Source organism: Polaromonas sp. P2_G11, from assembly GCF_056403595.1.
The window spans coordinates 401,122-412,594 of sequence record NZ_JBFUFE010000001.1 but is presented as its reverse complement, the minus strand read 5'-3'; the positions used below and the strand labels follow the sequence as shown (position 1 = coordinate 412,594).

At 63.5% G+C, this 11,473-nt stretch carries 12 protein-coding genes; 7 read left to right on the top strand and 5 right to left on the bottom strand.

The features are described 5' to 3' along the window. Position 1: 1 nt before the first annotated feature. Together puuE and AC1DWQ_RS02055 are read right to left on the bottom strand one after the other, a co-directional pair. Positions 2–937: an allantoinase PuuE gene (puuE, locus tag AC1DWQ_RS02060; RefSeq protein ID WP_477668152.1), complete on the bottom strand. Its 936-nt coding sequence runs from the start codon at positions 935–937 to the stop codon at positions 2–4. Between the two features lie 8 nt (positions 938–945). Then, on the bottom strand, positions 946–1,611 hold the full coding sequence (locus AC1DWQ_RS02055) for a GntR family transcriptional regulator (protein ID WP_477668151.1): 666 nt from the start codon (positions 1,609–1,611) through the stop codon (positions 946–948). An 80-nt stretch (positions 1,612–1,691) separates the two neighbouring features. Between AC1DWQ_RS02055 and uraH the strand changes: the two genes are divergently transcribed. Beyond that, positions 1,692–2,045: a hydroxyisourate hydrolase gene (uraH, locus tag AC1DWQ_RS02050; RefSeq protein ID WP_477668150.1), complete on the top strand. Its 354-nt coding sequence runs from the start codon at positions 1,692–1,694 to the stop codon at positions 2,043–2,045. 85 nt (positions 2,046–2,130) lie between these two features. After that, the gene (locus tag AC1DWQ_RS02045) at positions 2,131–3,180 is read left to right on the top strand and encodes a tripartite tricarboxylate transporter substrate binding protein (protein WP_477668149.1); all 1,050 of its coding nucleotides are present in this window, start codon (positions 2,131–2,133) and stop codon (positions 3,178–3,180) included. A gap of 150 nt (positions 3,181–3,330) precedes the next feature. Here the strand turns inward: AC1DWQ_RS02045 and AC1DWQ_RS02040 are convergent, their stop codons facing one another. Continuing rightward, on the bottom strand, positions 3,331–3,843 hold the full coding sequence (locus AC1DWQ_RS02040; protein ID WP_477668148.1) for a hypothetical protein: 513 nt from the start codon (positions 3,841–3,843) through the stop codon (positions 3,331–3,333). A 170-nt stretch (positions 3,844–4,013) separates the two neighbouring features. On the opposite strand from AC1DWQ_RS02040, the gene xdhC reads away from it, so the two are divergent. Together xdhC and AC1DWQ_RS02030 are read left to right on the top strand one after the other, a co-directional pair. Continuing rightward, positions 4,014–4,850 (top strand): xanthine dehydrogenase accessory protein XdhC, encoded by an 837-nt coding sequence (gene xdhC, locus AC1DWQ_RS02035; RefSeq protein WP_477668147.1) that lies wholly within the window; start codon positions 4,014–4,016, stop codon positions 4,848–4,850. Positions 4,851–5,051: 201 nt separating this feature from the next. Continuing rightward, positions 5,052–6,281 carry a urate hydroxylase PuuD gene (locus AC1DWQ_RS02030; protein WP_477668146.1) on the top strand — a complete coding sequence of 410 codons (1,230 nt, stop codon included), beginning with the start codon at positions 5,052–5,054 and terminating at the stop codon, positions 6,279–6,281. A gap of 30 nt (positions 6,282–6,311) precedes the next feature. Here the strand turns inward: AC1DWQ_RS02030 and AC1DWQ_RS02025 are convergent, their stop codons facing one another. Continuing rightward, positions 6,312–7,247, bottom strand: coding sequence for a LysR substrate-binding domain-containing protein (locus tag AC1DWQ_RS02025; RefSeq protein WP_477668145.1), 936 nt, complete (start codon positions 7,245–7,247; stop codon positions 6,312–6,314). 101 nt (positions 7,248–7,348) lie between these two features. Between AC1DWQ_RS02025 and AC1DWQ_RS02020 the strand changes: the two genes are divergently transcribed. Beyond that, positions 7,349–8,437: a tartrate dehydrogenase gene (locus AC1DWQ_RS02020; RefSeq protein ID WP_477668144.1), complete on the top strand. Its 1,089-nt coding sequence runs from the start codon at positions 7,349–7,351 to the stop codon at positions 8,435–8,437. Between the two features lie 79 nt (positions 8,438–8,516). Further along, positions 8,517–9,497, top strand: a complete 981-nt coding sequence (locus tag AC1DWQ_RS02015) for a tripartite tricarboxylate transporter substrate binding protein (RefSeq protein WP_477668143.1) — start codon at positions 8,517–8,519, stop codon at positions 9,495–9,497. A gap of 89 nt (positions 9,498–9,586) precedes the next feature. Here AC1DWQ_RS02015 and AC1DWQ_RS02010 read toward each other — a convergent pair whose 3' ends face one another. Continuing rightward, positions 9,587–9,922: a DMT family transporter gene (locus AC1DWQ_RS02010; protein ID WP_457279830.1), complete on the bottom strand. Its 336-nt coding sequence runs from the start codon at positions 9,920–9,922 to the stop codon at positions 9,587–9,589. 133 nt (positions 9,923–10,055) lie between these two features. Here AC1DWQ_RS02010 and AC1DWQ_RS02005 point away from each other — a divergent pair, with 133 nt between their 5' ends. Then, positions 10,056–11,414, top strand: a complete 1,359-nt coding sequence (locus AC1DWQ_RS02005) for a glycerate kinase type-2 family protein (protein WP_477668142.1) — start codon at positions 10,056–10,058, stop codon at positions 11,412–11,414. The last annotated feature ends 59 nt before the right edge of the window (positions 11,415–11,473 follow it).

The window sequence follows — 11,473 nt, the reverse complement described above, 5'->3', positions numbered from 1 at the left end:
TTCAGCTTTCCTGCCGGGGCATGTAAGGATGGTTGGCCTGCCAGTGGCGCGCTATATCGATGCGGCGGCAGACCCAGACGCGCTCATGCTTTTGCACGTGGTCAAGAAAACGCTGCAGCGCCACGATGCGGCCCGGCCGGCCCAGCAGGCGGCAATGCATGCCGATGCTCAGCATCTTGGGCGACGCACTGCCTTCGGCATACAGCGCATCAAAACTGTCGCGCAGGTAGATGAAAAAATCATCGGCCTGCGAGAAGCCCTGCGGCAGGGAAAAGCGCATGTCGTTGGTGTCCAGCGTGTAAGGCACGACCAGGCGCGGCACGACTTTTCCGTCGGTGCGTTTCACCTCGGTCCAGAAGGGCAGGTCGTCGCCGTAGTAGTCGCTGTCGTATTCGAGCCGGCCGTCGTCGGCCACCAGCCGGCGCGTGTTGGGGCTGTCGCGGCCGGTGTACCAGCCCAGCGGACGTGTGCCGGTGAGCTTTTCGATCGCGTCCAGGCCCAGGCGCATGTGTTCGCGTTCGGTGGCTTCGTCGATCTGCTGGTAGTTGATCCAGCGCCAGCCGTGGCAGGCGATCTCGTGGCCGAGTTCAGTGAAGGCCGCGGCGACTTCGGGGTGGCGCTGCAGCGCCATGCCCACGCCGAACACCGTGAGCGGTAGTTTGCGCTTTTCAAACTCGCGCAGGATGCGCCATACGCCCACGCGTGAGCCGTATTCGTAAATGCCTTCCATGCTCAGGTGCCGGTCGGCAAAGCTGGGTGGATTGGCCATCTCGGACAAAAACTGTTCGGAGCCGGCGTCGCCGTGCAGCACCGAGTTTTCGCCGCCTTCCTCATAGTTGAGGACGAACTGCACGGCGATGCGTGCCCGCCCTGGCCAGTTGGCTTGTGGCGGGTTGCGGCCGTAGCCGATCAAATCTCTAGGGTAGCCAGTGTTCATATCCGTACTCATGACAGTGCCATGGAAATATCGTTCGTCGGTACCTTGCGGTCAAAGGAGAGGCTCTTCTCGACATGCAGCAGATGGTCATTCATGAGGCGTATGGCCAGCGCTTCGTTCCTGGCGGCCAGCGCCTTGACGATTTCGGCGTGCTCGTCGTTGGAGTGTTCGGCGGCGGTGGCGGTCTGGTACATCAGGGTGATGAGGGCGCAACGCGAGGTCAGCTCGCCAAGCATCTGGGCCAGCACTTCATTGCCCATGAGCTCGGCTATGCGCACATGAAAGTCGCCCAGCAACTCCGTCCGGCCCGAAACGTCCCCGAGGTCGACCGCCGACTTTTCCCGCGCGACGTGTTCTTTCAGCGCCTTGATTTTGGCAGGGGTGACTTCGCGCACAAAGGCCCGCGTCATCTCGGCTTCGAGCATGCGGCGCACGGCAAACACCTGGCGCGCTTCCATCACGGACGGTGCAGCCACGAAAGCACCGCGCGCCGGCTCCAGGCGGATCAGGCGGTTTTGCGAGAGCTGGAACAATGCCTGCCGCACCAGCGTGCGCGAGACGCCGAAATGGTCGGCCAGTTTTTGTTCGGCCAGCTTGGTGCCCGGGTGCAGCCTGTGCTCCACAATGGCCTTGGTCAGGGCTTCGACGATGGTGTGCGTGGTTGACGATTCCATCAGTCGATAATAGCCGGAATGTCGAAAAGTGTATACACTTTTGGTAAACCGAAATTGAAAAACAATCTTCAGGGACTGCCATGGGCTTGAGCACACATGTACTGGACACCATGCACGGCACGCCGGCAGGCGGCATGAAGGCGTCGCTCTACACCACGCATGCGGGTCAGGCGACGCTGGTGAAGCACTTCATCCTCAATGAAGATGGGCGCAATCCCGATGGACTGCTATACGACAGCGCTAATCTGAAAGCCGGCACCTACCGGCTCGTGTTCGAGGTGGCGGCCTACTTCAAGGCGCGCGGCGTGAAATTGCCCGAGCCGGCTTTCCTGGACCAGGTGACGCTGGACTTCGGTGTGGCTGATCCGGGCTTGCATTATCACGTGCCCCTGCTGGTCAGCCCCTGGAGTTATTCCACCTACCGCGGTAGCTGAGCGGCGGCAAGCCAGACCGTGTCATGGCGCCGTCATCCGGGGCGGCGACAATCAGCGGTTTGTGCAACTTTCTTCCCCCTCCTCCATGAACGTCAAGCCCATGACCCTGAGCCGCCGCCAGGCCCTGCTGCTGTCCGCAGGCACCGCCGCCAGCCTCGTGGCTCCAGCCGTATTGGCACAAGGCCCTTCAGCGGGTTCTGCCGGCTCACCGGCCTCGGCCGCATCCGTTCCCGCCGGCATCTATCCTGAGCGCGCCGTCAAGATCGTCGTGCCTTTTGCCCCCGGCGCCGGCACCGACGCCATGGCACGACTGATTGCGCAAAAACTCGGCGAAACCATGAACGCCACCTTTGTAGTGGACAACCGTGCGGGCGCCTCGGGCGCCATCGGCACGCAGTACGTGGCGCAGTCCCCGGCCGACGGCTACACGCTGCTGCTGGTGGCCTCGCCCTTCACCACCGTGGCGGCCTCTTTGCCCAGCGCCAATTACGACCCGCTGCGCCAGTTCACGCCGGTGGGCATGATCGCCAGCGGCCCACTGGTCTGGGCTGCCAACACCAAGCTGCCGGCGAACACCATGAAAGAGCTGGTCACGCTGGCCCGGCAAAAGCCCGGTGCGCTGAACTACGGCTCGGCCGGGGCGGGCGGTGTCAACCACCTCGTGCTTGAGTTGCTGAAGGCCCGTACCGGTACTTTCATCACGCACATTCCTTACCGCGGTGTGGCGCCTGCCACCATGGACATGATCGGCGGCCAGATCCAGCTGATCACGGGCACCATCCCGGCCCTGCTGCCTTTCATCAAAAACGGCAGCATCAAGCCTTTGGCCGTAACGAGTGCCAAACGCTCAAGTGCCTTGCCCGACGTGCCCAGCATGACGGAAGCCGGCCTGGCAGGCATTGATGTGGTCAACTACTTTGCGTTGATGGCCCCCACCGGCACACCGCCCGCCATCGTCAACGCACTGAACGCTGCCATCAACAAGGTCGTGGCTTTGCCCGAGGTGGTGGCGCGGTTCAAGGCCGACGCCGTGGAAGCCGCACCCGGCTCGCCCGCATTGCTCGGCCACTTCATCGAAGCCGACTACCGCGCCTGGCGCAACGTCGTTAAAACCCAAAATCTGAAAATAGAGTGACCGCTAGTCGCTCTTGACGGCAGCGCTCAAAGCGCGATGCGAAGCGAGCCAACCAAGGCCAGCACGAGCCGTAGGACCGGCTTTGCCGGACTGCAGGCGGGCGGCCCCCTCGGGGGGCAGGGAGCTACACGAAGTGAGCGACCGTGGGGGCTAGTCTTGTCCTTCTGTGAGCGTGTCGAGCTGGAATTTGCCGCTCTTGTGCCAAAGCCAGGTATCGGTGTAGACCACCTTGCCCATGCGCGTAGGCGCCGGGAAGGGGGACGCCTGCTGGATGGTGCGTTCGATCTCCGCCATCACTTCGGGTGCATGGCGCGGTGCGCGCATCCAGTCCAGACGGGTGACGCGGCCGACCCGGTCGATTTCCACATTCAGCACGCCCACGGCATACAGCAGCGGTGGCATGCGGCCTTTGTAGATACGGTCGGAATTGAGGCCGTAGATATGCGTGGCACCGTCTTCCCGATAGGCACGCGGCGTGGTCGCCCCTGAGCTTCTGGCCGAACCTTGCGGGCCGGCGATCGGCCCGATCACTGGAGAGGGGTCTGGGGCTTTGGGTGTGGCGGGCGCAGGTTCCGGCGCGGTCTTGCAGGCACTGACGACGGCGGCAGCTGCTGCTGAAAGCAGGGCCACCAGCCAGAAGCGGCGCGGTGTGGAGTGGGGCATGTCTTGTCTCATCGTGCTTGCCTTTGCCGGCTTTTTGAACGGCCGGCTCATTGGATTCCTGATATACCTGCCATCATGCCCGGGAACTGCCCGGCGCCAAGGTAGTGCTAAGGTGGCAGTCAAGGCATTTTGCCCAATATTTCAACCCTCCAACCGCCAAGTCGTCACCAATGGTTTCCAGTGTCTCCAGTCTGCAACTTGAAGACTTCCTGACCCGCCTGGCCTCGGCGCCGGCGGTGCTGGTGGAGGTGGCAGAGGCGCACGGCTCGGTGCCTCGCGAGGCGGGAACCTGGATGGCGGTCTTTCCCGATGCGCTGGTGGGCACCATAGGCGGCGGCCACCTGGAATACGATGCCATCACCAGGGCGCGTGCGCTGCTCGCGGGTGACGCCGCCGGGCGTCAGGCGACAACACTGCGCGTAGCGCTGGGCCCGTCGCTGGGCCAGTGCTGCGGCGGCGTGGTGGCGTTGCGCTTTGAATGCGTCAGCGCGGGCGACACACCGGCGCTAGCCGTGCGATTGGGCCAGGCCGAGTTGACGCCGGTGGCGCTGTTCGGCGGCGGCCACGTCGGCCACGCGCTGGTGCGGGTGCTCGCCCCCTTGCCGTTTTCACTCAGCTGGATAGACAGCCGCGACGGCGTGTTCCCCGCCAGCGTGCCGCCGCGCGTGGTGGCCGAACATTCCGATCCCGTACAAGCCGCCGTGCCTGGCCTGGCGCCGCAGTCCCGCGTGCTCATCATGAGCTTCAGCCATGCGGAAGACCTCGACATCGTGGCTGCCTGCCTGCTGCGCCAGCGCGAGAAATCCGATTTACCCTACATCGGCTTGATCGGCAGCAAGACCAAATGGGCGGCATTCCGCCACCGCCTGGAAGCCCGGGGCTTCGCCGCGAGCGAGCTGGCGCAAGTGACGTGCCCCATCGGCGTGCCCGGCATTACTGGCAAGGAGCCGGAAGTCATCGCCGTGGCGGTAGCGGCCCAGCTGTTGCAAACCATCAACGCGGGTTGAGCGCGGCGCAGAAATTTTTCGGAGCTGAAGCCAAACTCTATAAACTTGGTGCGTCAGGCCGCAGCGGAGCCGGGAAGCCGGAGCTAACTTCAAGTTAGCGCCAGCTTCTTTTGTTCGCGGCCTTGTTTCTGCTTACAGCGCCCGCAGTGGTGAGCAGGTTGCACAAGGCAGCGCCCTCGCGTGCTGCATAGGTTGAGAGATATGGAAAACTACCTTCTCGACTGGGCCAACCTGCTGCTGCGCTGGGTCCATGTCATCACCGCCATCGCCTGGGTGGGTTCCTCGTTTTATTTTGTCTTTCTCGACAGCAGCCTCACGCCGCCCGAGGACGAAGACCTCAAAAAGCAGGGCGTGAGCGGCGAGCTCTGGGCCGTGCACGGCGGCGGTTTTTACCACCCCGTCAAATTCGCTGTCAAGCCGCCGCAACTGCCGGCGCACCTGCACTGGTTTTACTGGGAAAGCTACAGCACCTGGCTGTCGGGCTTTGCGCTGTTCACGATCTCCTATTTGTGGAACGCCGGCACCTACCTTGTCGACAAATCGCTGATGAACTGGTCGTCCGGCGCGGCCGGTGCGGTAGCGCTGTCCTTCTTTGTAATTTTCTGGATGCTGTACGACGGCATCTGCCAGATTTTCGGAAAATGGAAAAACGGCGACGCCATCGTCGGCGCGCTGGTGGCGGTGCTGGTGTGCGCAGCCTCCTGGCTGGCCTGCCACTGGTTTGCCGGGCGCGCGGCCTTCTTGCTGGTAGGCGCCATGATGGCCACCGCCATGAGTGCCAATGTGTTCTTCTGGATCATCCCCGGTCAGCGCAAGGTCGTGGCCGCCATCAAGGCCGGCGAGCCGGTCGATGCGGTGCACGGCCAGCGCGGCAAACAGCGCAGCGTGCACAACACTTACTTCACGCTGCCGGTGCTCTTCGCCATGCTCAGCAACCACTACAGCTTCACCTGGAGCCATCCGCAAAACTGGCTGGTGCTGATCCTGATGATGCTGGCCGGCGCCGCCATACGCCAGTTTTTTGTGCTGCGCCACGGCTACAAACTGGGCCGCAACCGCCACCCGTTGCCGTATGCGCTGGTGGGCGTGGCTGTCATCGCTGCCGTGATCGTCTGGATGAAACCTCCTGCCGCTGTGGTCACTATCAATTCAGTAGCTGGTGGCGCACATCCAGTGGGCGCCTCTGGCCAAAATAGCTTTCAACAAGTGCAGGCCATCATGGCCCAGCGCTGCTACCTGTGCCACGGCGCGCAGGTGCAGATGAAAAACGTGCGGCTTGATTCGCCCGAAGCATTGAAGCGCCATGCGACGCAGGTCTACCAGCAGGCGGTGGTCACACGGCTGATGCCCATGAACAATGCCACGGGCATCACCGAGGCCGAGCGGCAGGTGATCAGGCAGTGGTTCGATGCGGGCGCCAAAACGGAGTAAGCCGAGTAAACCGAGTAAGCCGGGCAAGCCTTACCAGTTGCCGGCCAGCCCCGCGGCGCGTGTGGACGGCTTGCTGAAATGCTGGGCCAGGAAATCCACAAAAGCCCTGACCCGCACCGAATGCTGATGCCGGGCCGGGTACACCGCATGGATGTCGGCTGCCGGTGTGCGGTAGTTCTCGAGCACCTGCACCAGCCTGCCGCTGCGCAGGTATTTGGCGATGTCCCATTCGGCGCGCATCAAAATGCCGTGACCGTCGAGGGCCCAGTTCACCGCAATCTCGCCGTCGCTGGTGCTGAGGTTGCCGTGCACCTTGATGGCCTGCGTGTGCTTGCCGGAAGCCAGGCGCCACATGCCGTAGGCCTCGTCGCCCTGGCGTATGCCGATGCAGTTGTGCTGCGCCAGGTCATGCGGCACCCTGGGCGTGCCGTGGCGGGCCAGATAGGCCGGTGAAGCGCAGAGCAGGCGGCGATTCGGTGCGATCAGCCGCGCAATCACGCGGGCGTCCGGCGGTTCACCGAAACGGACACAAACATCGAAGGCGTCTTCAGTCAGCGGCGGCGGATTGACCGTGAGCTGCAACTGCACTTCTACCCCGGGATGGGCTTTCACGAAACGCGAGATCAGCGGCGCCACATGGCTGCGGCCGAAGCCCACGGTGGCGTTCACGCGCAGCAGGCCCTTGGGCGCCGCCACGGCACTGGACACCTGCTGCTCCATGTCGTCAATGTCGGCCAGGATGCGGCGCGCGTGCGTGAGGTAAATCTCGCCTTCCTGCGTGAGGCTGGCGCGCCGCGTGGTGCGGCTCAGCAACTGCACCCCCAGCCTGGCCTCCATCTGCGCGAGCCGCTTGCTGATGGCTGCCGTGCTGACGCCGAGCTCGCGCGCCGTGGCCGACAAGCTGCCGTAGCGCGCCAGCAGGCTGAAAAAAGCCATCTCCGAGGGGGCTGCGTTGACTGGAATCATTCGTAACCTGTGGTTAACAGTAATCTTACTTTAGGGGGTTTTATTGTCTGTGCCAATCGTTACAGTGAGCAGATCACAACCGAGAAAACAGAGGAACCGACATGAAGACCTACAAGATCGCCTGCATCCCCGGCGACGGCATTGGCAAGGAAGTCATACCGGCCGGCCAGCAGGTGCTGCAGGCCCTGGCCGCCGCGCAAAAGAATTTCGACTTCAGCTTCAGTGCTTTTGATTGGGGCGGCGACTACTATCGCCGGCACGGCATGATGATGCCGGAGGATGGCCTGGACGCGCTGCGCGACAAAGACGCCATCCTGTTTGGCTCGGCCGGCGACCCGCACATTCCCGACCACATCACGCTTTGGGGCTTGCGCCTCAAAATTTGCCAGGGCTTCGACCAGTACGCCAATGTGCGGCCCACGCGCATCCTGCCCGGCATCGACGCGCCGCTCAAGCGCTGCACACCGGAGCAGCTCAACTGGGTGATCGTGCGCGAGAACTCCGAAGGCGAGTATTCAGGTGTGGGCGGGCGCGCCCACCAGGGCCACCCGATCGAAGTGGCCACCGATGTGTCGATGATGACCCGCGCCGGCGTCGAGCGCATCATGCGCTTTGCCTTCAGGCTCGCCCAGTCCCGCCCGCGCAAGCTGCTGACCGTGGTCACCAAGTCCAACGCCCAGCGCCATGCCATGGTGATGTGGGACGAGATCGCGCTGCAGATCAGCCGGGAGTTTCCGGACGTGACCTGGGACAAGGAACTGGTCGACGCCTGCACGGCCCGCATGGTCAACCGCCCCGCTTCGCTCGATACCGTGGTCGCCACCAACCTGCATGCCGATATCCTGAGCGACCTGGCGGCCGCGCTGGCCGGCAGCCTGGGCATTGCACCGACGGGCAATATCGACCCCGAGCGCCGCTACCCGAGCATGTTCGAGCCGATTCACGGCTCGGCCTTTGACATCATGGGAAAAGGTCTGGCGAACCCTATTGGCACTTTCTGGAGTTGTGTCATGCTGCTGGAGCACCTGGGCGAAACCGGTGCGGCCGCGGTGTTGATGGCCGCAATCGAAAAGGCGACCGCCAGCGCTGCGCTGCACACGCGCGACCTGGGCGGCAGCGCCACAACGGCGCAGGTCACCCAGGCCGTCTGTGCAGAGGTCGGCAGGCAGCGACTACTGCAGGCCGCTTGAGCCTTTCAGTGAAAGCCGGTGCAACCAGGCTACGCATGCCGGCGAGTTTTCCGCTTCAGAAACATTCAGGAGACACACCATGAAAGTTGAAGTGAAAAAGTGGATGGGCATTTTCTGCATGGCCGCAGTGCCCGCCGCCATGGCGCAGACTGCCGCGCCCGCAGCGGGTGTGGTGTGCCCCGACAGGAACGTGCTGTACTGGCAGGCCTTTCCACCGGGTGGTGAGTCGGACCTGTCGGCGCGCCACCAGCAGGTCGTGCTCAAGAAAAAATGCCCGGCCGTCGACACCATCATCCAGTACAAGGCGGGCGCCGGCGGCGGCCTGATGTGGGGCCAGATGAACAACCTGCCGGGCGACGGCCTCAATGTAGTGGGCATCAACCTGCCGCACATCGTGTTCCAGCCCATCGAGGGCGAGGTGCAGTACAAAACTGCCGACATCGTGCCGGTGTTCTGGTTCCACTACACCCCCGACGTGCTGGTGGTGCCCGAGAAAAGCCCTATCAAAACGTTTGCGGACTTCATCGCCGCAGCCAAAAAAGACCCCGGCAAGCTGAACCTGGGAGGCTCAGGGCTGAACTCCGCCAACCATGCGGCGCATGAGCGGCTCAACGCGGCTTTCGGCGTCAAGAGCACCTATGTGCCCTACAAGGGCACCGGGGACATGACGATGGCCGTGATCGGCTCGCAGGTCGACGGTGCGATGACCTACACGCCGTTTGCCATCGGCAACAAGGGCAGGGTGCGCCCGCTGGCAGTCGCCATGGAAAAGCGCCACCCGATGATGCCCGACGTGCCTACCTTCAGGGAGCTTGGTGTGGACTGGGTGGACGGCGCCTACCGCGGCATTGGCGTGCCCAAATCCACCCCGCTGGAAGCGCGCAAGCGGCTGTCCGACATGTGGGCCGTGCTGAACAACGATCCCGAGATGAAGGAGCTTGCCGCCAAAAACGGCTTTGAGCTCGTCAACGTGGGCCAGGAGCAGATGGACGGCTTCATGAAGGAGCGCATCCGTATCTACACCGAAGGTGCGAAGCGCCTGGGCCTGGGGAAAAAGTAGCTCCCGGCGCCGGTCGGTTATGGCTTCAACTCCAATGCCGGATCTTTACCGTGAGATGAAAGTCCTGTTGGGGCCTCAAGACCGGGGCCTCAGTGGAGGCTGGTGGTGTTGGAAAGAAGGTTCAACACCACCACGCCGGCAATGATGAGCGCCATCCCCACCATGCCCCAGAGGTCAATCTTCTGCTGGTGAACGAAGAAACTGGTGATGCTGATCAGCACAATGCCCAGGCCCGACCATATGGCGTAGGTCACGCCGGTGGGGATGGACTTCATCGTCACCGTGAGGAGATACAGCGCGGTGCCATAACCCGCGATGCTGATCAACGAGGGCACCAGGCGCGTGAAACTGTCGCTGGACTTGAGTGCCGTGGTGGCAATGACTTCGGCAACGATGGCGATGCCCAGGGCCAGGTAGGCGTTCATGAGACTCTTCTTTCTGCTTCGGTGGATGATGGCTCATTCTAGGAAACTGCCTTTCCGGCGAAATCCCAAACCATCCCGCGTTTCCGGGTTACTGCCCGGTTACCACGGCACAATCCGGGGTGGAGACATTTCAATGACTGCAGCCAAGACACCTACCCCCGGCACGCCCATCCCGGACGCCGCCACCCAGCCGCGCCAGTTCCTCGAGCACCTGTACGCCGCCGCCGTTGCGCGCGCGCTGCCGCTTGAGAACACCGCACGCTACCTGCCCAAACCGCCCACCCCCGAAAGCGGCGGCCGCACCATCGTGATCGGTGCGGGCAAGGCCGGCGGTTCCATGGCGCAGGCGGTGGAGGCACTGTGGCCCGCCGACGCGCCGCTTGAAGGCCTGGTTGTGACCCGCTACCACCACATTCCGCCGCGCCCCGAGGGACTGAAACAGCGCATCGAGGTTGTCGAAGCCGCGCACCCGGTGCCGGACGCGGCAGGGCTGGAAGCTGCACAGCGCATCCTGGCCATGGTGCAGGGGCTGGGCAAAAACGACCTGGTGCTGTGCCTGATCTCGGGGGGCGGCTCGGCGTTGCTGACCTTGCCGGCCGAAGGCTTGACGCTGGAAGACAAGCAGCGTATCAACAAGGCGCTGCTCAACAGCGGCGCCAATATTTCCGAGATGAACTGCGTGCGCAAACATCTCTCGCGCATCAAGGGCGGCCGCCTGGCCGCAGCCTGCGCGCCGGCGCGTGTGGTGACGCTGACCATCAGCGACGTGCCGGGAGACGATCCGTCCATCATCGCCAGCGGCCCTACTGTGCCTGACGCCACCAGTTGCGCCGAGGCGGTGGCCATCCTGCAGCGCTACGGCATTGAAGTGCCCGGCGCCATCATGAGCCTGCTGGAGCAGGGCGCACTCGAAACGCCCAAGCCGGGCGATGCGGTCTTCAAAGGCCATGAGGTGCATATGATTGCCACGCCGCAGCAAAGCCTGGAGGCTGCCGCCGCTGTGGCGCGCGCAGCCGGCTTGCAGGCGCACATCCTGAGCGACGAGATGGAAGGTGAATCCCGCGAGGTCGGCAAGGTGCATGCGGCGCTTGCCCGTGCCGTGGCATTGAAGGGGCAGCCCTTCAGCAAGCCCTGCGTGATCCTGAGCGGCGGGGAAACCACAGTGACCGTCCGCAAGCAAGCAGAAGGCACACCCCGCGGCCGCGGAGGCCGTGCCGGCGAATTCTGCATGGGCCTGGCCTTGGCCCTGCAGGGCCAGCCGGGTGTGTATGCGCTGGCAGCTGACACCGACGGCATTGATGGCGTGGAGGACAACGCGGGTGCCTATGTGGCGCCCGACACGCTGCAGTGCGCACTGGCCAAAGGCATGAAGCTGGACCAGTACCTGGACCGCAACGACGCCTACGGCTACTTCGAGCCGCTGGGTGGCCTGGTCATTCCCGGGCCCACACATACCAACGTCAATGACTTCCGGGCGCTATTGATTTTGTAGCTACTTGCGCAGGTTCTGCCTGCGTTTCGGGCCTGTTTGGTAAATAAAACAGGGAAAAA

Coding starts and splice junctions, on each gene's coding strand:
- AC1DWQ_RS02020 (WP_477668144.1), top strand. CDS start 7,349: ATGAAGACCTACAAGATCGCCTGCATCCCCGGCGACGGCATTGGCAAG.
- puuE (WP_477668152.1), bottom strand. CDS start 937: ATGAACACTGGCTACCCTAGAGATTTGATCGGCTACGGCCGCAACCCG.
- AC1DWQ_RS02030 (WP_477668146.1), top strand. CDS start 5,052: ATGGAAAACTACCTTCTCGACTGGGCCAACCTGCTGCTGCGCTGGGTC.
- uraH (WP_477668150.1), top strand. CDS start 1,692: ATGGGCTTGAGCACACATGTACTGGACACCATGCACGGCACGCCGGCA.
- AC1DWQ_RS02005 (WP_477668142.1), top strand. CDS start 10,056: ATGACTGCAGCCAAGACACCTACCCCCGGCACGCCCATCCCGGACGCC.
- AC1DWQ_RS02045 (WP_477668149.1), top strand. CDS start 2,131: ATGAACGTCAAGCCCATGACCCTGAGCCGCCGCCAGGCCCTGCTGCTG.
- AC1DWQ_RS02010 (WP_457279830.1), bottom strand. CDS start 9,922: ATGAACGCCTACCTGGCCCTGGGCATCGCCATCGTTGCCGAAGTCATT.
- AC1DWQ_RS02040 (WP_477668148.1), bottom strand. CDS start 3,843: ATGCCCCACTCCACACCGCGCCGCTTCTGGCTGGTGGCCCTGCTTTCA.
- AC1DWQ_RS02055 (WP_477668151.1), bottom strand. CDS start 1,611: ATGGAATCGTCAACCACGCACACCATCGTCGAAGCCCTGACCAAGGCC.
- AC1DWQ_RS02015 (WP_477668143.1), top strand. CDS start 8,517: ATGAAAGTTGAAGTGAAAAAGTGGATGGGCATTTTCTGCATGGCCGCA.
- AC1DWQ_RS02025 (WP_477668145.1), bottom strand. CDS start 7,247: ATGATTCCAGTCAACGCAGCCCCCTCGGAGATGGCTTTTTTCAGCCTG.
- xdhC (WP_477668147.1), top strand. CDS start 4,014: ATGGTTTCCAGTGTCTCCAGTCTGCAACTTGAAGACTTCCTGACCCGC.